The sequence below is a fragment of the Marinoscillum sp. genome (assembly GCF_040222955.1).
Lineage (GTDB): Bacteria > Bacteroidota > Bacteroidia > Cytophagales > Cyclobacteriaceae > Marinoscillum.
The window spans coordinates 21,162-43,381 of record NZ_JAVKCA010000008.1 but is presented as its reverse complement, the minus strand read 5'-3'; the positions used below and the strand labels follow the sequence as shown (position 1 = coordinate 43,381).

22 protein-coding genes are annotated in these 22,220 nt (G+C 47.4%); 8 read left to right on the top strand and 14 right to left on the bottom strand.

From position 1 onward, the window contains the following. Positions 1–3 precede the first annotated feature (3 nt). Positions 4–1,920, top strand: coding sequence for a c-type cytochrome (locus RIH33_RS05990; RefSeq protein ID WP_406654080.1), 1,917 nt, complete (start codon positions 4–6; stop codon positions 1,918–1,920). Positions 1,921–2,025: 105 nt separating this feature from the next. Next, entirely contained in the window at positions 2,026–2,682 is a 657-nt protein-coding gene (locus RIH33_RS05985; protein ID WP_406654078.1) for a hypothetical protein, read from the top strand. A 51-nt stretch (positions 2,683–2,733) separates the two neighbouring features. Here the strand turns inward: RIH33_RS05985 and RIH33_RS05980 are convergent, their stop codons facing one another. After that, complete coding sequence (locus RIH33_RS05980; RefSeq protein ID WP_406654077.1) at positions 2,734–3,594, bottom strand: lysophospholipid acyltransferase family protein; 861 nt, start codon at positions 3,592–3,594, stop codon at positions 2,734–2,736. A 75-nt stretch (positions 3,595–3,669) separates the two neighbouring features. Between RIH33_RS05980 and RIH33_RS05975 the strand changes: the two genes are divergently transcribed. Continuing rightward, positions 3,670–4,500 carry a DUF1080 domain-containing protein gene (locus tag RIH33_RS05975; RefSeq protein ID WP_406654075.1) on the top strand — a complete coding sequence of 277 codons (831 nt, stop codon included), beginning with the start codon at positions 3,670–3,672 and terminating at the stop codon, positions 4,498–4,500. 53 nt (positions 4,501–4,553) lie between these two features. On the opposite strand, the gene RIH33_RS05970 is transcribed toward RIH33_RS05975, so the two are convergent. Beyond that, positions 4,554–5,612: a 3-deoxy-D-arabino-heptulosonate 7-phosphate synthase gene (locus tag RIH33_RS05970; RefSeq protein WP_159584878.1), complete on the bottom strand. Its 1,059-nt coding sequence runs from the start codon at positions 5,610–5,612 to the stop codon at positions 4,554–4,556. Between the two features lie 183 nt (positions 5,613–5,795). Here RIH33_RS05970 and RIH33_RS05965 point away from each other — a divergent pair, with 183 nt between their 5' ends. Further along, entirely contained in the window at positions 5,796–6,206 is a 411-nt protein-coding gene (locus RIH33_RS05965) for an OsmC family protein (RefSeq protein ID WP_406654074.1), read from the top strand. A gap of 1 nt (position 6,207) precedes the next feature. Then, positions 6,208–7,170, top strand: a complete 963-nt coding sequence (locus tag RIH33_RS05960) for a carbon-nitrogen hydrolase family protein (protein WP_406654072.1) — start codon at positions 6,208–6,210, stop codon at positions 7,168–7,170. 49 nt (positions 7,171–7,219) lie between these two features. Here RIH33_RS05960 and RIH33_RS05955 read toward each other — a convergent pair whose 3' ends face one another. Continuing rightward, complete coding sequence (locus tag RIH33_RS05955; RefSeq protein ID WP_159584877.1) at positions 7,220–7,411, bottom strand: cold-shock protein; 192 nt, start codon at positions 7,409–7,411, stop codon at positions 7,220–7,222. A 110-nt stretch (positions 7,412–7,521) separates the two neighbouring features. On the opposite strand from RIH33_RS05955, the gene RIH33_RS05950 reads away from it, so the two are divergent. Beyond that, positions 7,522–8,094 carry a collagen-like protein gene (locus RIH33_RS05950; protein ID WP_406654070.1) on the top strand — a complete coding sequence of 191 codons (573 nt, stop codon included), beginning with the start codon at positions 7,522–7,524 and terminating at the stop codon, positions 8,092–8,094. A 94-nt stretch (positions 8,095–8,188) separates the two neighbouring features. On the opposite strand, the gene RIH33_RS05945 is transcribed toward RIH33_RS05950, so the two are convergent. The 4 genes from RIH33_RS05945 to RIH33_RS05930 all read right to left on the bottom strand — a co-directional run bounded on the left by RIH33_RS05945 (position 8,189) and on the right by RIH33_RS05930 (position 12,402). Beyond that, on the bottom strand, positions 8,189–8,824 hold the full coding sequence (locus RIH33_RS05945; RefSeq protein ID WP_159584875.1) for a peroxiredoxin: 636 nt from the start codon (positions 8,822–8,824) through the stop codon (positions 8,189–8,191). 133 nt (positions 8,825–8,957) lie between these two features. Beyond that, the gene (locus RIH33_RS05940; protein WP_406654068.1) at positions 8,958–10,883 is read right to left on the bottom strand and encodes an OmpA family protein; all 1,926 of its coding nucleotides are present in this window, start codon (positions 10,881–10,883) and stop codon (positions 8,958–8,960) included. 68 nt (positions 10,884–10,951) lie between these two features. After that, on the bottom strand, positions 10,952–11,617 hold the full coding sequence (locus tag RIH33_RS05935) for a hypothetical protein (RefSeq protein WP_406654067.1): 666 nt from the start codon (positions 11,615–11,617) through the stop codon (positions 10,952–10,954). Positions 11,618–11,661: 44 nt separating this feature from the next. Continuing rightward, positions 11,662–12,402, bottom strand: coding sequence for an NrtR DNA-binding winged helix domain-containing protein (locus RIH33_RS05930; RefSeq protein WP_406654066.1), 741 nt, complete (start codon positions 12,400–12,402; stop codon positions 11,662–11,664). Positions 12,403–12,491: 89 nt separating this feature from the next. Here RIH33_RS05930 and RIH33_RS05925 point away from each other — a divergent pair, with 89 nt between their 5' ends. Together RIH33_RS05925 and RIH33_RS05920 are read left to right on the top strand one after the other, a co-directional pair. Beyond that, the gene (locus RIH33_RS05925; RefSeq protein ID WP_406654065.1) at positions 12,492–14,867 is read left to right on the top strand and encodes a glycoside hydrolase family 3 N-terminal domain-containing protein; all 2,376 of its coding nucleotides are present in this window, start codon (positions 12,492–12,494) and stop codon (positions 14,865–14,867) included. Positions 14,868–15,022: 155 nt separating this feature from the next. After that, positions 15,023–15,667, top strand: a complete 645-nt coding sequence (locus tag RIH33_RS05920; protein ID WP_406654064.1) for a hypothetical protein — start codon at positions 15,023–15,025, stop codon at positions 15,665–15,667. A 1-nt stretch (position 15,668) separates the two neighbouring features. On the opposite strand, the gene RIH33_RS05915 is transcribed toward RIH33_RS05920, so the two are convergent. Genes RIH33_RS05915 through RIH33_RS05885 form a run of 7 tightly spaced genes read right to left on the bottom strand, consistent with a single transcriptional unit; the run spans position 15,669 to position 22,218 of the window. Next, positions 15,669–16,139: an N-acetyltransferase family protein gene (locus tag RIH33_RS05915; RefSeq protein ID WP_406654063.1), complete on the bottom strand. Its 471-nt coding sequence runs from the start codon at positions 16,137–16,139 to the stop codon at positions 15,669–15,671. Positions 16,140–16,170: 31 nt separating this feature from the next. Further along, positions 16,171–17,295, bottom strand: a complete 1,125-nt coding sequence (locus tag RIH33_RS05910; RefSeq protein ID WP_406654062.1) for an ABC transporter permease — start codon at positions 17,293–17,295, stop codon at positions 16,171–16,173. Further along, a complete protein-coding gene (locus tag RIH33_RS05905) occupies positions 17,292–18,395 on the bottom strand; it encodes an ABC transporter permease (RefSeq protein WP_406654060.1) in 1,104 nt (367 codons plus the stop codon). The genes RIH33_RS05910 and RIH33_RS05905 overlap by 4 nt, the downstream gene beginning before the upstream one ends. Next, a complete protein-coding gene (locus RIH33_RS05900) occupies positions 18,392–19,138 on the bottom strand; it encodes an ABC transporter ATP-binding protein (protein WP_406654058.1) in 747 nt (248 codons plus the stop codon). Before RIH33_RS05900 ends, RIH33_RS05905 begins: the two co-directional genes overlap by 4 nt. Beyond that, a complete protein-coding gene (locus RIH33_RS05895) occupies positions 19,128–20,045 on the bottom strand; it encodes an ABC transporter ATP-binding protein (RefSeq protein WP_406654057.1) in 918 nt (305 codons plus the stop codon). The genes RIH33_RS05900 and RIH33_RS05895 overlap by 11 nt, the downstream gene beginning before the upstream one ends. After that, entirely contained in the window at positions 20,042–20,932 is an 891-nt protein-coding gene (locus RIH33_RS05890; RefSeq protein ID WP_406654056.1) for an HlyD family secretion protein, read from the bottom strand. The genes RIH33_RS05895 and RIH33_RS05890 overlap by 4 nt, the downstream gene beginning before the upstream one ends. Beyond that, positions 20,929–22,218 carry a TolC family protein gene (locus RIH33_RS05885; RefSeq protein WP_406654054.1) on the bottom strand — a complete coding sequence of 430 codons (1,290 nt, stop codon included), beginning with the start codon at positions 22,216–22,218 and terminating at the stop codon, positions 20,929–20,931. The genes RIH33_RS05890 and RIH33_RS05885 overlap by 4 nt, the downstream gene beginning before the upstream one ends. Positions 22,219–22,220 lie beyond the last annotated feature (2 nt).

The following is a 22,220-nucleotide window of genomic DNA, read 5'->3' as shown; positions in this document are numbered from 1 at the left end:
CACATGAAAACTTTAAAATATCATTTTACGCTGGTTTTGACCTCTTTGTGGATTTCGTTGGTGGCTCAGCCTAAGGAAGAAGATTATTATAAGATCATCACCATGCCCGTGCCGGAAGGCATCTTGCTGGAAGTGGGCGGTGTGGCTACATTGCCGGATGGGCGGGTGGCTTTGTCTACCAGAAGGGGAGATGTTTGGATCGTGGAAAATCCTTATCTCTATGACGGAGAACTGCCCAAATACACACTTTTTGCTTCTGGTCTGCATGAGTCCCTGGGGCTGGCCTATTATCAAAATGCCCTTTACTCCGCACAGCGTGGAGAACTCACCAAGCTGGTGGATACCAATGGTGACGACCGGGCGGATGTTTATGAAACGGTTTACTCTTGGCCACTTTCGGGTCACTATCATGAATACTCTTACGGTCCGAAAATAGCTGATGATGGCAGCATGTTGGTTACAGCCAATGTGGCGTTTGGAGACCAGGAGTGGTGGCGTGGAGAGAGCAGAGTACCCTGGAGAGGCTGGACGATGAAGATATCCCCTGAAGGAGAAATGGAACCATGGGCTACTGGAATGCGCTCCCCATGCGGAATTGGGATGATTGACGGTGAGTTTTTCTATGCTGACAATCAAGGCGACTGGATGGGTTCAGGAGGTGTTTGGCATGTCACCAAAGGGAGCTTTACCGGACATCCGGCTGGGCTCAGGTGGTCTGGGGAGTCTGATTCACCGGTGAAGCTTTCACAAGAGACATTTTTTGAGGAAATAGATGAGCGGAGGAGATTTGAAGAGGGGAGATACATCAAGCCTGAAAACATCATGGATGAGGAAAACCCGCTCACTTTGGCCAAAGCCAAAGAGCAATTTCCCGAGATCAGGTTACCGGCGGTGTGGTTACCACACGCCATTTTAGGGATCTCCAATTCTGAGATACTGAAGGATGATACAAATGGTGCTTTTGGTCCGTTCACAGGGCAGGTTTTCGTAGGTGATCAGGGTCAGAGCAAGATCATGCGAGTGGTCATGGAGAAAGTGAATGATGAATTTCAGGGGGTAGCTTTTGATTTTAAGGAGGACTTTCAGTCTGGTATTTTGAGAATGGACTGGGGGAGCGATGGTTCACTTTTCATTGGTGAGACCAACAGGGGCTGGGGATCAGCCGGAAACAAGAATTCTGGTTTTGAGCGACTGGTGTGGACGGGGAAGGTACCCATGGAGATGAAGACCGTTTCGGCTAAGCCTGATGGTTTTGAGATCACGTTTACGAAACCAGTGGATCGCACGTTGGCAGAAGATCTGGATAGCTACAGTGGTCAGCGCTTTACCTACAAGTATCATTCGGTGTATGGCAGTCCTACGATCAATGCCGAGCCATTGAAAATCAAAGGGGTAAAAGTATCTGAGGATGGGCTGAGTGTACGACTGGTGGTGGACAATCTGACCCGGTACTATATCCATGAGATCAATGTCATGGGGATCAAATCTGCTGAAGAACGACTTCCTGTATTGCATCCTACGGCCTATTATACGCTCAACAACATTCCTGAAGGGAACAAGCTGCCTGCATCAGAATGGAGCACCAAAAGGACATCTGCACTGGTACCGAAAAGGCCAGCACCACCAAAGCCTGTTGTGAAGCCGACCAACGAAGTGCTCACCTACGAGCAGGTGAAGCCGCTTCTGGATAAAAATACGTGTAGCGCATGTCATCAGGTCAACAAACGGGTGGTGGGCCCTGCATTTAGCGACATTGCCAAGCGGCGCTATACGGATAAGAAAATAGTGGACCTGATCTATAATCCTCAGCCGGAAAACTGGCCGGATTATTCTACTCCCATGGCCCCGATGCCTCAGGTACCAAAGGATGAAGCGATGAAAATTGCAGCCTGGATCAACTCACTGAAGACAGGAGATTGATTTAAATGAATCTGTAAGTAATTGATATATAGTTAGTTATTATTGTGGTGAGTAAATTGGCACCATACTTGGTAATACCTCTGCATAAACCAAATATGTGGAGCCATGAAAAGAGCAATAATACTTTCCGTTTTGAGTGTCATCCTTTTAGCCTCTAAAAGTGAAGCACAGCAGTTCAGATTCGTAACCTCACTGGGTGTACAGCAGCACTGGGAAATTCCTTATGAGGTTTATCACTCCATCGAGCATGAATACCGGGGTTTTGATCTGGTTCATGCCAGACGTGTTCCGTTCAGACGTGGCTACACTTTTGAGGTGATTATGAGAAGGGGAGATATGTTTGTGGTGATTGATATTGAGCGCAATGGTCGTATAGTTCGACAAGTGGTAGATTATAACTATCCCCTTTATGACCACCACTGTAGCACTTTCTGTGGTTTTCATAACACCTATTATGCGAGCCAGAGCTTTCATCATTACCATCACGGGCCTCACTACCGTCCGGTGGCCATTCATTATCAAAATTATAGTCAACCCGGGCATGGGCACGGCCATCATAAATATGACAAAGGACAACATGGAAAAAACCATCACTCAACCAACAAGGTGGATTATGGGGTAAGCCGAAGGGAGAGTGTCAAGTATTCCTCCAATGAAGGCAGATCCAGGTTGAATGCAGGAGCTACCCAGAGAAATACCTCGGATCGTGGGGAAGAGCATCCCACGTATAGGAGTCGCTCCGGAAGAACGAGTACAAACTGATTATGAAACGAAATCAAAGAAGAGGCTGCCATTGGCGGCCTTTTTTTTGTTTTAGGGTTTCTTAAGCTTCCAGCGCTTGTGCGTCCACAACCAGTATTCAGGTGCTTCGTAGATTTGCGCTTCCAGTCGCCTGGTTTGACGCTCGGTAATAGCTCCCTCCGGGGTGTCTTTGGGGCTGTCTTCAAGGAGTTCAAACCTTAACTCATAGTGACCTCTTTTTACTTTTCGGGCACTTCCGTATACCACAGCATAGTTATAGTCTTTGGCGTACTTTTCGGCGCCAAAATGCACCGCCGTGTCCTGGTTCAGGAATTTTGTCCAGTAAACGCGCTGGCTTTTCCGTGGGCTTTGATCAATGGCGAAGGTGGTGGCTGTAAGCTGACTTTTGAATTGGTCGAAAGTGTCTTTTACTTTTTTCTTGGGAACCAATATCAGCCCAAATTTCGAACGTGATTCGGAAAATTTCTTTTCGAAAAAAGAATTGGTAAGTGGCGTATAAATTCCCAGCAGCTGATGCGAAATTTGAGGGTCTGTTGCGACTGCAAAAAGCTCCCAGTTGTTGTAATGTCCCCCCACCAGCAGAGCACTTCTGGATTGCGCGGCAAGTGCATCAAACACCTCAGGGTTTACCGCTTTAAATCGGGCAATGGCTTCTTTCTCTGAAATACTAAACAACCGGATTGACTCTGCCAGCAGGTCACAAAAGTGCCGGTAAAACTTCCAGGCAATGGCTCGGATTTCTTCATCGGGTTTGTCTGGAAAAGCATGGGAAAGATTACTGAAAACAACTTTTTTCCGGTAGGTGAGGCCACATCGCATCAGTAGGTATAGCAGATCTGCCAACACATATAATGCCCGCATGGGGAGAAATGAGAGCGGTTTAATGATGAGATAGTAAAGTATCCTTGCCATGGGAGCGCCAAAGTAATAAAGAACATCATTTTCACTAGGTTTCTTTAGATTTATGATTCAATAAACAATCAATTCATGAAAACACTTTTTTCAATTCTCTTCACCGCACTTTCAGTCTCTCTCGTGGCACAGGATATCCCTCAGCCCAACTGGGATGAACTCAATAAGACCAAGCCATGGGAAGTCACGGAACTCTACAAAGAAGTACCCACCGTTACTCCCGGAGCTAATGCCGGAGCTCCTTCCGATGCTATCGTTCTATTCAATGGGAAAGATCAAAATCAGTGGCAGAAGGCTCAGTTTGGCTCACCAGTGAAAATGGATGGCTTCAAGGCGATGATTCCTCTGATAGATCCCGAGTACAAAGGAGCGCCTGCTGAGTGGAAGATCATTGGAGAGGCACTGGAAGTGGCCCCTGGCACCGGAGCCATTGCTACCAAAAAAGCATTTGGCGATGTACAGCTGCATCTGGAGTGGAAAGCACCTAAGATGCCGGCGGATAAAACCGGACAGGCTGGGGGAAACAGTGGAGTCATTTTTATGGGGATGTATGAAGTGCAGGTGCTCAATGGCTATGAGAACCCTACCTATAGCAACGGTCAGGTGGCGTCAGTTTATAAGCAGCACATTCCACTGGTCAATGCCTCCACCCAACCAGAAGAGTGGCAGACTTATGATATCATTTTCATGGCACCGAAGTTTTCAGAAAAGGGCGTTGTGGTGAGCCCGGCTAGAGTTACTGTACTTCACAATGGTATTCTGGTTCAGAATAATGTGGAACTTTTGGGGCCAACCTGCTTCATTGGCACTCCCTATTACATCGCCCATCCGGAGAAGTTGCCACTGGTGCTGCAGGACCATAGTGACCGGATGCAGTTTAGGAATATTTGGGTACGGGAGCTGTGACCTTAAGTAAATCGAACAAAAAAAAGGCTGCCATTTGGCAGCCTTTTTTGGTTTTATACGGTAACCGGAAGCTCTTTCTTGTAGTGCTTCCTGATTTCCCAGATCTGATGAATGTCCTGAATTAACTTTTTCAACACATCCGGAGTGATGGCTTGCTTAGGGTCATCACCAATCCCTTTTTTAGGGTCACAGTGTGATTCCACGATCACCCCATCAGCTCCATAAGCCATAGCAGCCATAGCAGCAGAAGGCACATATTTAGCTCTTCCTACAGAGTGGGATGGATCCACGATCACCGGTGCCCAGGTTTTTTCCTTCAGGAGTGGCGTGATGCACTCGTCAGGATAATTTCGGTATCCGTCCATGGTAGGAGAGGTACCTCGTGGGCAAAGCATCACATCCGGGTTACCACCCGCAGCAATGTATTCTGAAGCTGCAATAAATTCATTGACAGGGCCCATGCCCATCGATCTTTTGAGTAATACCGCGATTTGCTTATCGGCGGTTTCCTGACCTACTTTTTTTAGCAGAGAGTAGTTCAGCGCATTTCTAGCACCAATCTGCAGAATGTCAACCCCTGCTTCCACAGCGATAGATAGCTGATGCTCATCCATTACTTCAGTATCCACAGGCAAACCAGTTTGCTCTTTGGCTTCAATCAATATTTTCATAGAAGCATCGTCACCCTGAAATGCATAAGGCATGGTTCGTGGCTTCCACACTCCACCTCTGATGGCAGCCGCTCCGGCTTCCTTCATGGCATGAGCAGACTCAATAAATAAATTCGGATTTTTTGGGTCTATGGTACAATGGCCCGCGATGATAAACGGCGCTTCACCAAGGATAATATTCCCAATCTTAATTTTGTGATGCGCCAGCTCAGATTTTATATCCATTAATTTAAACGGGGTATCCACCGCATCAAATCTGTCAATGTAGTCCAGACCCAGGATTCGGGTGACCATGATGGTTTCCCGTTCATCACCCAGCACGGCATATATCGTCCTGTGATGTCCTTCAATTGGTTGTACTCTACAGCCGTACTCTTCTACGATCGAAACGACCTCTTCAAACTGCTCTTTTGTTAACTTTGGCTCCTTTGGAATAATCATGACCCTGACTTTGTTACTATTGAATCGGCAAAAGTAAGTCACTCAGGACATAAGCCAAGAAGATTGGGGAAAATGTTACTTATAAATGGAAATATTTAGGATGACCTGAATATTTGCAGCCGGAAATTTTAAAAATTGTAAAAAGGACAAAACATTAAACTATAGCGTACAAGTATGAGCACCATGAAAATTAAAATGGGTTTTAAATCCGATCAGGAATATTTTGCAGTCAACGAATCCGGCAACCGGATAGAAATAGACATGCTGGCGGCTGAAAATAAAAAGGCGATGTCCCCGATGCAGCTGCTTCTCTCCGGGGTTGTCTCCTGTGCGGCTGTTGACCTGGTGGCCATGGTGAAGAAGAGGAGGAAGACCCTCCTGGCCTTTTCCGGTGAAATAGATGGTACCAGACGTGAGGAATATCCTAAGAAATTTACTGATATACATGTAAAGTACACCTTCACCTCACCGGATTTACAGGAAGAAGAGGCCGAGAAGCTCGTAAATCTGGCAGTCGAAAAGTACTGTTCGGTAGCGGCCACGATTAACGAATCTACCAAAATCACCCACAGTTTGGAGATTTTAAGACCGTAGTATGGGCCAGTCGGAGATACTCAAAGTCGCCATTGCGCAGATCAGCCCAAAGTGGCTTCATCGGGAAGCCACCCTGCAGAAGGTAATCGACTGTGTCAGAGAGGCTGCCGGTAAAGGAGCCGGACTGGTGGTTTTCGGAGAGGCGCTGGTACCCGGATATCCTTTTTGGGTGGAGAAGACCGACGGAGCTGTTTTTGAAAGCCCCGTTCAGCAAGAGATTTTTGCCCATTATGTAAATGAGGCTGTTTGCATAGAGCGTGGAGACCTGGATGTCCTTTGTGCAACGGCCTTAGAGAGTAAAATTGCTATCTATTTAGGGATCATAGAGCAGCCGCGCGACCGGGGCAGGAGCTTGTATTGTACCCTGGTGTATATAGATCAGCAGGGTGTTATTCAGTCTACCCACCGCAAGGTGATGCCCACCTATGAAGAGCGCCTGGTGTGGGCCAATGGAGACGGAAATGGCCTGGTGACACATTCATTATCTCCATTTACGGTAGGAGGTCTCAATTGCTGGGAGAACTGGCTGCCTCTGGCCAGAGCTACCTTATATGCTCAGGGCGAAGATCTGCATGTGTCTGTCTGGCCGGGAAATGATCGCAACACCAGGGATCTCATTCCTATGATTGCGAAGGAGTCAAGGTCATATGTGATAGCAGCCTGCGGACTTTTTTCTGATAAGGACATCACCGATGATTTACCACAGTCTCCTTTGATGAAAGAGAGAATAAAAGGCACCCTGGCCAATGGGGGGAGCTGCGTGGCAGCGCCGGATGGGAGCTGGCTATTGGAGCCGGTGATCAATCAGGAGGGGATATTCTATGCAGATATAGATCATCAGAAAGTGAGAGCTGCGCGGCTAAGTTTAGATGTATCCGGGCACTACAGCCGGCCTGACATCTTTCAGCTGGAGGTGAACCAGCAAAGAGCTACCATTTTGAAAAAGCCACAAAAAAACCCCTGACGTTAAAGTCAGGGGCCAGCAATGATTAAAATACTTTTATGATTAATTATTAAGCAAGCTTAACATCAACTGCATTTAATCCTCTTTTACCTTCACGCAACTCGAAGGTTACTTCGTCATCCTGTCTGATCTCGTCGATAAGACCTGATACGTGTACGAAGTATTCTTTTTCTGATCCATCTTCTTTAATGAAACCATAACCTTTAGAATCATTGAAGAATTTTACTTTTCCAGTACTCATTGTAATAAAATAAATTGTTAAAAATTGGATCAAATGTAGTGAATAAATTCTTTCAAACCACAAAGTGGAACAATGTTTGGTAAAGTCTACCTGAATCAAACATTAATATCATGAAAGCTACCGTACAATTTTTCGCAATAGGCCTCCTGGTGATGCTAAGTTCTTGTTACTCAGATACCAGTATTGGCCCACAGGGTCCTGCTGGTCCACAAGGGCCTATTGGTCCTAAAGGAGCTGATGGTCAGTCGGGGTTCGTTTTTGAATGGGAAAACATCAATTTCACTGCTCCCGACTATGAAGTGATACTGGCTTATCCAAACAACTTCGAGGGGTTTGATTCTGATGTGGCACTGGTCTATTTTTTATGGGATACTTATACCAATGCGAACAACGAAGTGGTGGAGGTTTGGCGCCAATTGGATCAGACACTCATCACCGATGACGGGCTGCTGATCTATAATTACGACCACTCCAAATATGATGTGCGGTTGTTTCTCGATGCTGAGTTTCCGCTGGATTGGCTGGGAGCTATAGATACCGACGCCTGGATAGCCAGGGTAGTGGTGGTGCCTGGTGAATTCTGGAATTCCGGGAGAGTGGATTTCTCGGATTACGCGGCGGTCGAAGCAGCTTTAGGGTTGCCTGAGATTACCGGGAAACGCTCCGCAGTAGAAAGAAGATAATATGACATCAAATAAATAAAAGGCGCCCGCAAAATTTTCAATTTTGCGGGCGCCTTTGTTTTTACCTGTATTGGTCAGGGTATTTATCCCTAATCTATTTATCAGGCTGAGGAGTCATCCTCAAATAAGGCTTGATAATGGTATGTCCTTTTGGAAATTTCGCCGGAATGTCTTCCGTTTTGATTGCCGGAGTGATCACCACATCCTGTCCTTGTATCCAGTCTGCCGGAGTGGCCACGCTGAAGTTGGCAGTCAGCTGCAAGGAGTCAATGACCCGCAGGATTTCCGCAAAATTGCGCCCGGTACTGGCCGGATAGGTGAGAGATGCCTTGATTTTCTTATCTGCACCAATGAAGAATACCGAACGTACGGTCGCTGTGGCGGAGGCATTCGGGTGAATCATATCATATAGATTAGCCACCACCCTGTCCGGGTCAGCAATGATCGGGAAATTTACTTCAGTGTTTTGTGTCTCGTTGATGTCTTTGATCCAGCCCTGATGAGACTCCAGATCATCCACGCTCACGGCCAGCACTTTGGTGTTTCGCTTGGCAAATTCCGGTGCCAGCTGGGCCGTTCTTCCCAACTCTGTGGTACATACAGGGGTATAGTCAGCAGGGTGCGAGTAGAGGATTCCCCAGCTATCTCCCAACCATTCGTGAAAATCAATTGCTCCTTCTGTGGTTTCCACCTGAAAGTTGGGAGCGTCATCTCCAATTCTTAAAGCCATAATTTGATGTAAAGTTTTTTGTTGAAAATTTAGGTTTGTGCAAGTGTTAACGCTCTTACTCTGTAAGAAGTTTGGAGAAAGCGCTTATTTAAACCTAAAAGGAAAATAGCCGATCCGCCCACCTAATCAAACATCAAAACTCCACGATTTCAAATTCTGTTCGGCGGTTTTTGGCGCGACCTTCCTCAGTAGTATTGTCTGCAATGGGCTGTGTTTCTCCATAGCCTTTGGCTTTGAGGCGGGTTTCATCTATTCCAGCCAGTTTCAGGTATTCCATCACTGCATTGGCCCTTTTTTGTGAAAGCGTGAGGTTAAGGTCATCTGATCCCAGGTTATCCGTATGGCCACCCACTTCTATGATCATGGTCGCGTTATCTTTCAGTAAGTCTGCCGCTTTGTTGAGCTCCACATAGCTGATGGGCTTGAGCTCCGCACGTCCGCTTTCAAAGAATATGTTGTTTAGTACCACTTTGGTGCCCTTCTCTATTGGCTCCAGCATGATATTGAGGCTGATCTCCTGATAAGACGTATCCTTAGGCAGTTCAAAGCTTTGTGAGTAAAAGAAAAAACCCTTGCTACTGGCCGAAACGCTGTAGTCTCTACCGGCAGGCAGCACCACGAGGTATTCACCACTGGAGGAGTTGCTTTTGTTTACACTGATGAGCTCGCCTGAGTTGATGTCTTCTATGAGCACCACTGCCTCCAGCGGGGCGCTGGTTTTGGCATTGGACACGATCCCCTGCACCACCACGGTAGGCTTGGGTTTCAGGTGATCCGGAAGTTCTATCTGAAAAATCTCATAATCTTCTCCATTCAGCCTTGAGGAGGAGAAATAGCCCATCCCCTCTGCGGAAATACTAAAGTTGGTGTCGTCCCCGGAAGAGTTGAGGGGAGCACCCAGGTTGATGGGCTTAGACCATTTGCCATTTTCAAATATGCAATAGAAAATGTCCATTCCTCCAAACCCCGGGTGGCCGTTGCTGGCGTAGTAGAGGGTTTTGCCATCGGGTGCCAGATAAGGACTGTTTTCATTGAAGGGTGTATTCACTGTACCGCCCAGGTTTTGCGGGATGCCCCATTCACCCAGGTGATTTTTTTCTACCATATAGATATCCGAGCCGCCATAGCCACCCGTTCTTGCGGAGGTAAAGATGATCCGGTTGCCATCCGAACTGATGGTAGGCTGTGAGTCCCAGTCGTCGCTGTTGACTACATTTCCCATGTTCATGGGTTCGGACCATTCTGTGCCCACCAGCTGGGTGATGTACAGGTCACAATTGCCTATGCTCTCTTTGTCTCCGCAGCGTACATAGACCATCATCTGTCCATCCCCAGTAAATGCCGATCCGAAATCATCACCCATGGAATTCAGGGGTTCGGGAAGTAGCTTGGGGGAGCTCCAGGTGCCGTTTTCGAGTACCGAAAAATAAAGGTCTTCACCAAAATCCATCATGCGCGTGCTGTCGTCCAGGTTATCAAAACCACCCTGACGCACACTGGTGAAGTAAAGACGGGTGCCTGTAGGGCTCACCTGCGGCATGTAATCTCCCGATGGACTGTTGATGGTACTTAGGGGCACAGGGTCGGTCATACTTTTGGGAAGCATCCTCAAACCTGGACTTTCACGGGCGTAAACCAATTTGGTGAGGGCCTGGTGCCTGCTGAGTTGATCCTTTGGTTTGTTGGAGTATTTTTCTAAAAATGCCGTGGCTGCATTCTGAGCATCTGGCAGTTTGTCCAGTTCGATCAGGGCTCTGCACGCCTCGTAGTAAAACCACGGATTGTAATTGGGGTTGAGTGCTTTCAGCCTTGAAAAAGAGTAGACCGCTTCTTCCCACCTTCTGGCGTAGTTGAAGGTGAGTCCCAGTTGATACCAGGCATCCTGATAGTCATTTTTCAGGTTGACAGCCTCCTTGAAATCAACGATGGCTTTGTCCAGATTGCCCTGACTCAGTGCTTTGTTGCCATTCAAAAATGATATTTTAGGATCCTGTGCCTGCACAGAGATCGTGAGCAACATACAGATAGATAGTACTAGTGGTTGGATGAGTTTTTTCATGGTTCTAAGAATGATTCAAGAAATTACTTAATTAATCCCATAAACCAAAGACTAACCAACAAACCCTATCATTTTAAGGTCCGGAGTAACTTGTCCATGATTCCTGCATCATGTGGATGGGCGCTGCTTTCGGCGAGCTGATAGGTGGTAAAATGTCCTCCATATACGCTAGCCTCAGCATGTTTTTCTGCTCCGCGTGTCAATAGGAGATCTACCATTTCCGGAAGGTTATGAGGGACCACCTGGCGTCTCATTTCCACCCCATTGCAACCGCAGTAGATGAGTAGGGTGGCCTGGTGACCAAAAGGTGAGCGGGATTTGATGAGCGCGGGATTGCTGCTCAGTATTTGATCGAGCGTTTCTATATCTCCGCTCAGCAGGGTATCCACGGCTTGCTCAAATTTTAAATTGAATGCATTTTCAGGATACCGTTCTACTCCTTCCCAATCCTCAAACCCGTGGAGCCTGGCCACCGTGGTGCGTGCGTCCAGCATCGTAAATCCATAGTTGAATATCTCGCTGATACTTTTACCAGCAAACTGCGGGAGGCCATTTCGGATCTCCACATAGGCAGCATGATGGTTGGCGCGATGCGCATGAAGCAATTTTTCAGCGGAAGCCGTCAAAAAATCAATCACCAGAGGGGTTGCCGATAAATCCGCAGTAAGGTCTGAATAGAGCTCCCGAATAGAGGATATATCCTCATGAATGTATACGTGAGTGGCAGGCGGCATTTTGTAAGTAACAAAATTTATCCCTGTAAATCAAGGGGTTAGCATTACCAGCCTGATTGTAATCCACTTTGTATAGCCTTATTATACTTTTCTTTGTCAAACTTGTAGAGCAGTGGTGCTTTGTGTGCCCCACCCTTGCGCCGGAGGTCGGTTTGGATCAGGATATCGTAGCTCAACATTTTTCTTCGGAAGTTTCTCCTATCCAGAGACTTTTCCAGTACTGTTTCATATAGGGCCTGTAGTTCGGGCATGGTAAAGTGCTCAGGAAGCAGATTGAGGCCTATTGGTTGATCGTTAAGTTCTTTTTTCAGGGTTTGGTGTGCTTTTTTCAGTATGTCAGCATGGTCGAGCATCATGGGAGGGAGGTCATTGAGTGCCCGCCAATCGCAGCGCTCACTGGTGAGGTCGGGTGTAGGTTTCTTTACTCTTGAATACTCCACCAGCGCGTAATAGCCTGCCGTCACAAAGCGCTGATCAAACCATGCTTTCAACTCTGGCGGGATCACCCCTTTTTTGACCATTGTGTCTGAGTGGCCCGCTTCATTTCGGTTCACATTTCCAAAAAGATGAAATTGATTGAGAAAAATATGATCCAGGCCGGTTCGCTTTTTCAATACCCTCACAGCCTCCGAGTCTACGTCCTTATCCTTTTCCACAAAGCCACCTGGGAGTGCCCATTTGTCGTCATTTTTGAGTTTCAGGAGTAAAACCTTAAGCTCGTTTTCATGAAATCCAAAAATCACGCAATCAATAGATAAACCAGGGTGGAGGTTTTCAGTCTGCATACATACTTGTCCTTTTCGGAGGCAAAGTTGATGAAAAATTATGATTAAGTATTATGTTTGTGTCATACTGACACAATGAAAATATGACTATGAACAAACTTTTTGCTCTCAGTTTGCTCATCCTGTGGGGGTGTGCCACTGAACATCAGAAGCCAGTATTTTCTGATTTGAATAAGAATGGTAAAATGGATCTATATGAGAATCCTGAGGCTTCACTCGATGAGCGTGTAGGGGATATCATACCAAGACTTTCCCTGGAAGAGAAAGTGGGACTGGTAGTGGGCATGGGTATGAATATTCCCGGAATGTCGATGGCCGAGCGCAAGGATAAAGTGCAGGGTGCCGCAGGTAGTACCCTGGAGCTTCCGTCGCTGGGTATTTCTTCTATTGTATTGGCGGATGGGCCAGCGGGATTGCGAATAGATCCTGTGCGCGATAGTTTGGATACGAATACTTATTACTGCACAGCATTCCCCATTGCAACGGTGCTGGCCTCCACCTGGAACCCAGATCTCGTGTATCGGGTGGGGCAGGCCATGGGCAATGAAGTGAAAGAATATGGTGTGGATGTACTGCTCGCTCCGGCCATGAATATTCACAGAAATCCACTGGCCGGCAGAAATTTTGAATATTTCTCGGAGGATCCGGTATTAAGTGGAAAGATGGCTGCGGCCATTGTGAATGGAGTGGAATCAAACGGAGTGGGTACATCGGTGAAGCACTTTGTGGCCAATAATCAGGAGACGAATAGAATGCAGATTAACACCATAGCCAGTGAGCGGGCGATCAGGGAAATCTATTTACGTGGGTTTGAAATTGCCGTGAAAGAATCTCAGCCCTGGACAATCATGAGTGCTTACAATCAGCTCAATGGCACTTACGCTTCTCAAAACGTTGAACTTTTAAATACAGTATTGCGAGAAGAGTGGGGCTTTGAGGGTCTGGTAATGACCGACTGGTTTGCGGGCAAAGATGCTGTGGCGCAGATGCAGGCCGGGAACGATCTGCTCATGCCAGGAAGACCGGATCAGCGGCAAGCCATACTGGCAGCCGTCTCTAATGGTACTTTGAATGAGGCTGTACTGGACGAAAACGTCAGGCATATTTTAAAAATTGTTGTGCAATCACCATCGTTTTCGGGTTATGCTTATAGTGATCGGCCCAGCCTGAAGGCTAATGCCCAACTGGCACGAGAGGCAGCTGCCGAAGGGGTGGTTTTGCTTAAAAATGATGGCACATTACCGCTGAAGGATTCCAGTGTGAAAATTGCTGCTTTTGGGAACGGGTCTTATGATTTCATAGCAGGCGGATCAGGCAGTGGAGATGTCAATGAAGCTTATACGGTTTCTTTGGTAGAGGGCCTTGGGCAAGCCAAGTACCTGGTGAGTGGATCGCTCAGGGAGGATTATCAAAAGTACATTGCTCAGGAGAAGTCCAAACAACCGGAAAAGAAGTTTTTCTTTGAGTTGCTTCCACCTATAGCGGAGCGGCCATTGCAGAAGGCAGAAATAGCAGCCCATGCCAGAGAAAGTGATCTGGCACTGATCACCATTGGAAGAAACTCGGGTGAGTTTCAGGACAGGACACTGGATGGTGATTATTACCTCACCGATGCTGAAAAGGAGTTGATTCGTAATGTGTCGACAGTCTATCATGCTGAGGGAAAGAAGGTTGTGATGATACTCAATATTGGTAATTTGATCGAGACGGCTAGCTGGAGGGACCAGGTAGATGCGATTGTGTTGGCATGGCAGGGAGGTCAGGAGGCTGGCAGTGCATTGGCAGATGTACTCATTGGTGCAGTGAATCCGAGTGGAAAATTACCTACCACCTTTCCTATCGCTTATGAGGATATTCTGAGTACCAAAAATTTTCCTGGGGAAGAATTGCCAGGTGCAGAGGAAGTGATGATGGGACCAATGTCTCTCGGGAAGGCTTCAGGGGTGGTATATGAGGAGGGCATTTATGTGGGGTATAGATATTTCAGCACTTTTGGAATGAAAACAGCTTTCCCTTTTGGTTACGGCCTTTCGTATACCGCATTTTCTTATAGTGGGCTGGCTTTGGGATCGGAATTTTTTCAGGACAGTGTGTACGTGTCGGTGGTAGTGACCAATACCGGAGATACGGAAGGGAAAGAGTCAGTGCAGTTATACATCACCGCACCCGGAAACGCTATGGATAAGCCTGCAATCGAATTGAAGGCTTTTTCAAAAACCAGGCTTTTGAAGCCCGGAGAGCGTGAAACGATCAACTTCAGTCTGGGCGGACGAGATTTGGCCTCATTCGATAGTGGACGTTCAGCATGGGTGATAGAGCCAGGTGAGTATGTTGTGAAAATTGGAGCCTCCAGTGAGGACATAAAAGCGGAAGCTAAATTTCAGGTGGTTGATGAAGTTGTCGTAGAAAAGGTAAATAGGGTACTGATTCCGAATCGAGCGATTTCGGAAGTCACAAGGAAATAGTTGTGGTTCAAATAAGTAGATTATAAGGCCCGGCTCACAGAGCCGGGCCTTAATTTTATCCCAACGAATAACTAGATTTAAGTGTCTTTATGAAACTTATCACTTAAGATAGCACTGCCATGATTTCTACCCGCCCGTTACTCATAGCTCTCTTGATGTCTTCGGTTATCTGGATTTCCTGTGAGTCCGAAGATGCAGCAGATGTCAACCAACAGCGAATCGAGACTAATTATACCCTCTCTTACCAGGCAGGGGACAATAAAACCACGGCCTCTGCGAGTTTCCTGTTTGGGTCTACTTTTTTGAAAATCAACTCACCGGGGAGTATCACTTTCGATGGTGATCGTCTGAAGGAAACCGAGATTCTTGGAATTGTGGATTACCAAAAGAGCTACAGTGCAAAGGTGGCTGGCGGCACTTTTGTGTATACCAACAATGATGGTGAAGTATATGAGAATACTTTGTCATTGCCCGCCGACATTGATTTGCCCGCATCTCTCACGGAATTATCCATTGCCGAAGGGGCTAAGATAGCCTGGGAGGGAGCACCTCTGAAATCTGGCGAAACCATCACTTTTCACCTTTCAGGTGATGGAGGTGATTTTTATGCCTCTATCAGCCTGGTCAACGCCACTTTCATTGAGATTGATTCTGCGGATATTCAGGCGACACTGTTAGGGCAGTGCGGCATGAGCATATCCAGGTCTTTTACAGGTTCTTTGGCAGAAGCTACCGAAGAGGGTGGTGTGGCCCACGCTCAGGTTACTTCCGAAACGTACGCTGTGAATGTAGTGGAATAAGCTAAACCTCGCTTTTCCATCTCATTTTGACCGCTGAGAGTTTTGGAGTCTCCAGTCGGGTCAGGTTCAGTTGTTCAAATTCATTTTTCAGATAAAAAGCAACCGGAGAGCGGTAAGGCTGGCCATTGGATTTTTTGTAGTTATCATGGTCGATCACCCAGCCATTCAGTGTGCCGTGCTTCAGTTTAGCTCGTGAGAGCAACTGTGAGCCCAGCCTCTGCCCCTGCACATCCGAATCCAGAAGCATGGCAAACCAATGCTCAGCATCCCGCTCGAAGGTAAAGAACCAGCCCACGGTTCGGTTCTGGTCGTCTATCACCAGCAGATGATGGTGGTTAGTCAGGTTTTGAAGATAGCCATCAAAATCTGCCACAGTGGTCAGGGCCAATGTCGTCGGGTATTCTTTGTTCCAAAGTGTCATGACAGCTTCCTTTTGAGCTGTATGAAGGGTTGTGGTTTCGAGGAAGGTCATTGTCTCCGGGTTTCCTCTCAAAAATAGGCGATTATACCGTCTTTCGGTAATTCAAAATAGCCAGTGCATTGATGAGAATGGCATACAGTCCGATCACCACAAATTGAGTTTGCACATCGTAGAAGATCGCCCCTTTGAGCATAACCAGCCGAATGACTTCTATGAAATACCGGATGGGGTTGATCAGTGTCAGATTCTGAGCCCATGGTGGCATATTTTCTATCGGAGTGAAGAGTCCACTCATCAGGATGAAGATCACCAGAAAAAACCAGGAAATGAACATGGCCTGCTGCTGGGTATTGGTGAAGGTGGAAATGAGCATGCCCAGCCCCAGAATCATGATCAGGTAGATCGCCGTGAAGCCGTATATCAGAAAGAGGCTTCCTATGATGGGCACGTGAAAGGCCAGCTTGGCTACCATCAGACCAATGGTAAAGATGAATAATCCGAGGATCCATAGCGGGATGAGTTTGCCGGCAATAAATTGGTACTTTCTGATTGGGGTGACGTTCAGTTGCTCGATGGTGCCCATTTCCTTCTCACGCACGATGTTCATGGCGGATATGAACGCCCCGATCATCGTGACCAACATCACCAGTATACCGGGCACCATGAAGGTCTTATAATTGAGGTGTTGGTTGTACCAAAAGGAATACGTGGGCACGATGGATTGCGTGGCTGCGGCTTGTACATGGATGGCAGAACCATACTTGGCCAGCCAGTCACGACTAAAATCCTGAATCAACAGATTGGCATAGTAAGTACCCAGCCCGGCCTTAGTGCCATCTATCGCATCGGCAGTCAGCTGAATGTCCGAATGTCCTTCCCGGAAAAGGTTGTTCTCAAACTCCGAAGGAATGTGGATCACCAGATCCGTTTTGCGTTGCTCCAGTGCTATGTCGGCGGCTTGTGGAGAAAATGATTGATCCACCAATTGGAAATAATCTGATGCCTGAATTTTTTGAAGTAGCATTCTGCTAGAGGTGCTTTGGTCATCATCCATCCAGAAAATACGTACGTTTCTGATTTCGAAATCTGCAGCATAGGACAGAATGAAAAGCTGTATTACCGGCATCACCAGTATCAGCGGCAGAATGCTTTTATTTCTGAATATCTGCAGGAATTCCTTTCTGATAAGAAATAGTATGACCCTCATTCCAGTCTGATTTTGAATTTTCTAACACTTACAGCAATAAAAAAGAGGATAAACCCAAACATGATCAGGATTTCCTTCCAAAGGAGGAAGAAACCGGATCCTTTGAGCATGATGGATTTTACAACGATGATAAACCACCTGGCCGGGATCACATTGGAGATGACCTGCAAAGGCCAGGGCATATTTTCTATGGGAAAAATGAAGCCGGAGAGCAAAATAGTAGGCAGCATCAGCCCCATCAGTGAGAGGAGGAGTGCGGTCTGTTGATTGGGCGAAACCGTGGAAATGAGGATACCAAGAGACAGTGCCAGGAGAATAAAAAGCAAGGTGACACCTAAGAGTAACGCAAGACTACCCAGGATCGGCACACCAAACACAAATTTGCCAAGGGTGAGAATGAGCATGGCGTCCAGAAACGAAAGCAGGACATAAGGCACTACCTTGGCCAGAATAATCTGGGCAGGTTTCATTGGTGAGGCCAGTAGCACCTCCATGGTACCGGTTTCTTTTTCCCGGGCGATGGAGATGGAAGTCATCATGGCTGATACCAGCATCAGTAGAATGGCGATAAGTCCGGGGACAAAATAATATACGCCGTTGAGTTCCGGATTGTAGCGCATTTGTGACAGTACACTGATCAATGGAGGGCTTTGTTGGGGGGGCAGGTCCCTGGCATAATCGAGTATGATGGCCTGCGCATAGTTCACCACCGTGCTGGCAGTGTTGGGGTCGGTAGCATCCGCGATCAGCTGGATATTAGCCCGACCATCTTTTTCTAACCTTTGCCCAAAATCATTTTCGAAGATCACCACCAGCTTAGTCTGACCATCCCTGAAGATGTCTTCGATTTCGGCGGGCGTGCTGATTTGCCCGGAAAGAGAAAAGTAGGGTGAGGCCAGTATTTTTTCCTGAATGGCCAGGGTTTGGGGGTCGTTGGAGTGATCCAGAAAGGCCACGCGTGCTTCCTTGAGTTCGTTGGTGATGGCAAAGCCAAAGAGCATAATCATGACCGTGGGCATGCCGATCAGGATGACGAGCGTGCGCTTGTCCCGCAGGATGTGGTAAAACTCTTTCGTGACAAATGCTGCAAATCGTTTCATTGGGCTATCGGTTGGGTGTGGCGTGCTACTTTGATGAACACCTCGTCCATGTCTTTGGCCTCAAATTGCCTTTTGAGGTCATCCGGGGTGCCCAGTGCAGTGATTTTTCCGCTGACCATCATCGAGATGCGATCGCAGTATTCAGCTTCGTCCATATAGTGGGTAGTGACAAAAATCGTTTTACCCATGTCTGCGGCTTCATAGATAAGGTCCCAAAACTGCCGCCTGGTGATGGGGTCTACCCCGCCTGTGGGCTCATCCAAAAAGACGATTTGTGGGTCGTGAAGCATCGCCACTGAGAAGGCAAGTTTTTGTTTCCATCCCAGTGGTAATGCGCTGATGAGCTCGTTTTCCGAGGAGGTCAGCTCCAGTCTGGAAAGAAGCTCTGTGCGTTTTTCCCTGATGTGGCGGGTGCTAAGGCCGTAGATCCCTCCAAAGAGCTCGATGTTTTCTTTCACAGAGAGGTCCGCGTAGAGAGAAAATCGTTGGCTCATGTAGCCAATGCTGCGTTTGACTTTTTCGGCCTGGGTGAAAACATCATGGCCGGCCACTGTGGCCTGGCCGGAAGTAGGTTTCCAAAGGCCGGTGAGCATTTTCATGGCCGTGGTTTTCCCGGCACCATTGGCACCTAAAAAACCGAAAATTTCACCCCGGTAAACTTCAAACGAAATGTCATTGACGGCATGGAAGCTGCCAAAGGTTTTCATGAGGTTCTGGACGGAAATTACTGCTTCACGAGTCATGGCTGGTCATTAGTTTCATGAATGAATCTTCTATAGAGGGCGAGATCTCTTCTAGGGAAATATCGGAGTGTCCGTGTGCCTGAAGCGAAAGGCGTAGCTCGTCAACATCCAGCTGCGGACGGGTGTCTGTATAATGGATACTGGAGCCAAAGGAATACGCAGACTGACAGTGTTCAAAGGACTTGAGGGAATGGAGCAGTGCGTGTTTATTGCCACCTTTGATGGCATAGAGCCTGGTGCCGAAAGCGTTATTTATATTTTGTGGGGTATCCACCGCCAGTATCTCCCCGGCCTGTATCAAGGCTACCCTGTGGCATAGAGAGGCCTCATCCATATAGGGTGTGGATACGAAGATGGTAAGTCCGCTGGCATTGAGTGTTTTGAGCATCTCCCAAAATTCCTTACGTGACACAGCATCAACACCGGTGGTAGGTTCATCCAGAAAAAGGATCTCAGGACGGTGTATCATCGCGCAGCAGAGCGCCAGCTTCTGTTTCATGCCTCCCGAAAGGGCTCCGGCTCTTCGGTGCTTGAATGGCTCTATCTGCTGGTAGATGTCTTTCACCAGATGGTAATTAGCCTCGATGGTGGTCTCGTATATGCTGGCAAAAAGGTTCAGATTTTCTTCCACCGAAAGATCTTGATAGAGTGAAAACTGCCCCGGCATATACCCAATCTTTTGTCTCAGCGCCTTGTACTCCATTTGAGGATCCAGGCCCAGCACGGTCACGGCTCCTTCTGTGGCAGTGAGCAGGCTGGTGAGGATACGGATCATGGTGGTTTTTCCGGCACCGTCCGGCCCTATGAGCCCGTAGAGCTCACCTTGAGCTACCTCCAGGCTCACCGCTTTCAATGCGGTTACCTTTCCGAAATCTTTTTTGAGCTGCTGGATGGTAATGGCTTTCATAGGACGAAGGTTACATCCACGGGCATCCCAATCTTCAGGCGCCCATCGTTTTTCATTTTCAGTTTTACCGCATATACCAAATTGACGCGCTCGGCTTTGGTCTGAATGGACTTTGGAGTGAACTCAGCCCGGTCGGAGATCCAGGTAATGGTACCATCATAGTTGATGCTCCCCTCTGCACCATCTACCGAAACTTTGGCCTGCCCGCCCAGCTTTATAGCCGATAGCTGATCTCCGGTGATGAAAATTCTGGCTTCCAGGGTTTCCAGATTGGCCAACTTAGCCACTGGCTGGCCCGGCATTACCATTTCGCCTGGTTCTTTAAATTTTTGTAGTACAGTGCCGTTTATGGGGGATTTGATGGCGCTTCTGGCGATCTGATCTTCCAGTTGCAGCAGTTGCCAGTTGAGGGGTTTAATTTCCGCAAGAATACTTCTATTGGCCGTGGATAGCTGACTTTCCAGTGCCTCGCTTTGCCTGGTGACCACCTCCAGTTCACCGGACAGATCGTCCAGTTGCTTTTGGGTGGCGGCTCCTGCTTCCAGCAGGTTTTTCACCCGTTGTACTTCGTACCGGAGTAGTTGTTCTTTTTTTTGATACACCTCCAGCTGAATCGGTATGTTCTGAAGCTTGTCTCTGAGGGCAGAGATCATGGCTTCTGTTTGCCCTTTTTTCAAATAAAGTTGCGTGGTGTCTACCGTGAGGATGATTTGGTTTTCTTCCAAAAGACCACCTTCCTGAATGGAGGATTGAATGATTTTACCACCTACTTCGGCTGAAACAAAGACTTCTGTGGCTTCCAGGTTGCCATAGGCATCTGGTGTCTGATCTGAAGAGGAGCAGGACAAAGCAAATGCTCCTACGAGTAATAGGCTTAGTTTTTTCATGGTAAGTTTCCGGATATGGTCAATAGTTCTACATTCATTTGCGCCAGGGCTATAGAGTGTATGGATAAGTTCATCTTCAACTGCGCCTGTTCATGAAGGATGCTCAGCAGGTCGGTTGATGAGCGGGTGCCATTTTCATATTGTTTTTCAGCCTCTGTTACAATTTCGTTTTGCATTTGCAGGATTTGTTCATCCAGTGCAATAGTGGCTTCCATTTGTGCGATCTCTGATTGTTTTTTGAGCAGATCATTGTTGATCTGTCGAAGGAAGTTTTCCTGCTCGGCCAAAGTCATTTCCTGGGTGATCAGGAGTATTTCCTTTTGGTTTTTAGAGGCCCCCCAGTCCAGCCCCCAGGTAAGTCGTGCCCCCACGATGTAGTAGCCGTTCCAATCCGTCTCGTAGAAGTTTAGTGGATTGGGCTGTGCATAGCCCACATTGGCGAATCCATAAAGCCGGGGAATATTTTTTGTGGAGGTCAGGTGGGCCATAGCGGATAGTTTTTCATTCCGACTGGTGAAAAGTGAGAGTTCGGGTCTGTCTATGGTATCGAGGTTTTTATTCTCAACAGGTGCGGGTAGTTCCAGCTGCTCCGCACTGATTTCCCGATTGATCCAGGTGGATAAAATGGAGAGTGTGGCCGCTTTTGCATGACTCACCTGCACGAGTTGTTGGCTCACTTTCAGTTGTTCTTTTGCCAGTTCATTGAGCTCACTTTTGAGGAGGATGCCATTGGCGAAGGCCGCCCGGGCGGCTTTGGTTTTATTTTCAAACTCGGCCAGCAGACTGATGAGTACGGCCTCCTGCTGATGGAGCCTGAGGCTTCCGAAGTAGAGTTCGTTGATGATGTTCCTGATCTGATAAAGGGAAACATCCAGTTCATTTTGCTTTACTTGCTCGTCCAGGGCCTCTATGATTTTTGAGGCTTTGGATACTCCGCCATCGAAAATCTTTTGGTTTACCTTCAGAGACATGTTGTACTGGTCTCTGGGAATTGCAGGAAAATCCACTCCGGGAATGTTGACTGGTAAGCCAAACACATCTGATTGATAGGAAGCAGAGGCCTCAAGCGTTACACTGGGGAGATTACGGGTATTTTCAATGAGCTGGTTGAGATCATTGATGGAGTTGAGGTATGTTTCCTTACGTTTTAATGGACTTAAGTCTTCGGCCATTGCGTAGCAGGAGAAGACACTGACGGGCTGACTCTCCACAGTGGTGGAAAGGATCAACATCAGGGAAAGTAGTCCTGGTTTAATTGTTTGGTTTAACCTTTTGGTTAATTTCATGA

What these genes read in the sequence shown, in the direction of transcription:
- RIH33_RS05990 (WP_406654080.1), top strand. Translation starts at nt 4, where the DNA reads ATGAAAACTTTAAAATATCATTTTACGCTGGTTTTGACCTCTTTGTGG.
- RIH33_RS05985 (WP_406654078.1), top strand. Translation starts at nt 2,026, where the DNA reads ATGAAAAGAGCAATAATACTTTCCGTTTTGAGTGTCATCCTTTTAGCC.
- RIH33_RS05980 (WP_406654077.1), bottom strand. Translation starts at nt 3,594, where the DNA reads ATGGCAAGGATACTTTACTATCTCATCATTAAACCGCTCTCATTTCTC.
- RIH33_RS05975 (WP_406654075.1), top strand. Translation starts at nt 3,670, where the DNA reads ATGAAAACACTTTTTTCAATTCTCTTCACCGCACTTTCAGTCTCTCTC.
- RIH33_RS05970 (WP_159584878.1), bottom strand. Translation starts at nt 5,612, where the DNA reads ATGATTATTCCAAAGGAGCCAAAGTTAACAAAAGAGCAGTTTGAAGAG.
- RIH33_RS05965 (WP_406654074.1), top strand. Translation starts at nt 5,796, where the DNA reads ATGAAAATTAAAATGGGTTTTAAATCCGATCAGGAATATTTTGCAGTC.
- RIH33_RS05960 (WP_406654072.1), top strand. Translation starts at nt 6,208, where the DNA reads ATGGGCCAGTCGGAGATACTCAAAGTCGCCATTGCGCAGATCAGCCCA.
- RIH33_RS05955 (WP_159584877.1), bottom strand. Translation starts at nt 7,411, where the DNA reads ATGAGTACTGGAAAAGTAAAATTCTTCAATGATTCTAAAGGTTATGGT.
- RIH33_RS05950 (WP_406654070.1), top strand. Translation starts at nt 7,522, where the DNA reads ATGAAAGCTACCGTACAATTTTTCGCAATAGGCCTCCTGGTGATGCTA.
- RIH33_RS05945 (WP_159584875.1), bottom strand. Translation starts at nt 8,824, where the DNA reads ATGGCTTTAAGAATTGGAGATGACGCTCCCAACTTTCAGGTGGAAACC.
- RIH33_RS05940 (WP_406654068.1), bottom strand. Translation starts at nt 10,883, where the DNA reads ATGAAAAAACTCATCCAACCACTAGTACTATCTATCTGTATGTTGCTC.
- RIH33_RS05935 (WP_406654067.1), bottom strand. Translation starts at nt 11,617, where the DNA reads ATGCCGCCTGCCACTCACGTATACATTCATGAGGATATATCCTCTATT.
- RIH33_RS05930 (WP_406654066.1), bottom strand. Translation starts at nt 12,402, where the DNA reads ATGCAGACTGAAAACCTCCACCCTGGTTTATCTATTGATTGCGTGATT.
- RIH33_RS05925 (WP_406654065.1), top strand. Translation starts at nt 12,492, where the DNA reads ATGAACAAACTTTTTGCTCTCAGTTTGCTCATCCTGTGGGGGTGTGCC.
- RIH33_RS05920 (WP_406654064.1), top strand. Translation starts at nt 15,023, where the DNA reads ATGTCTTCGGTTATCTGGATTTCCTGTGAGTCCGAAGATGCAGCAGAT.
- RIH33_RS05915 (WP_406654063.1), bottom strand. Translation starts at nt 16,139, where the DNA reads ATGACCTTCCTCGAAACCACAACCCTTCATACAGCTCAAAAGGAAGCT.
- RIH33_RS05910 (WP_406654062.1), bottom strand. Translation starts at nt 17,295, where the DNA reads ATGAGGGTCATACTATTTCTTATCAGAAAGGAATTCCTGCAGATATTC.
- RIH33_RS05905 (WP_406654060.1), bottom strand. Translation starts at nt 18,395, where the DNA reads ATGAAACGATTTGCAGCATTTGTCACGAAAGAGTTTTACCACATCCTG.
- RIH33_RS05900 (WP_406654058.1), bottom strand. Translation starts at nt 19,138, where the DNA reads ATGACTCGTGAAGCAGTAATTTCCGTCCAGAACCTCATGAAAACCTTT.
- RIH33_RS05895 (WP_406654057.1), bottom strand. Translation starts at nt 20,045, where the DNA reads ATGAAAGCCATTACCATCCAGCAGCTCAAAAAAGATTTCGGAAAGGTA.
- RIH33_RS05890 (WP_406654056.1), bottom strand. Translation starts at nt 20,932, where the DNA reads ATGAAAAAACTAAGCCTATTACTCGTAGGAGCATTTGCTTTGTCCTGC.
- RIH33_RS05885 (WP_406654054.1), bottom strand. Translation starts at nt 22,218, where the DNA reads ATGAAATTAACCAAAAGGTTAAACCAAACAATTAAACCAGGACTACTT.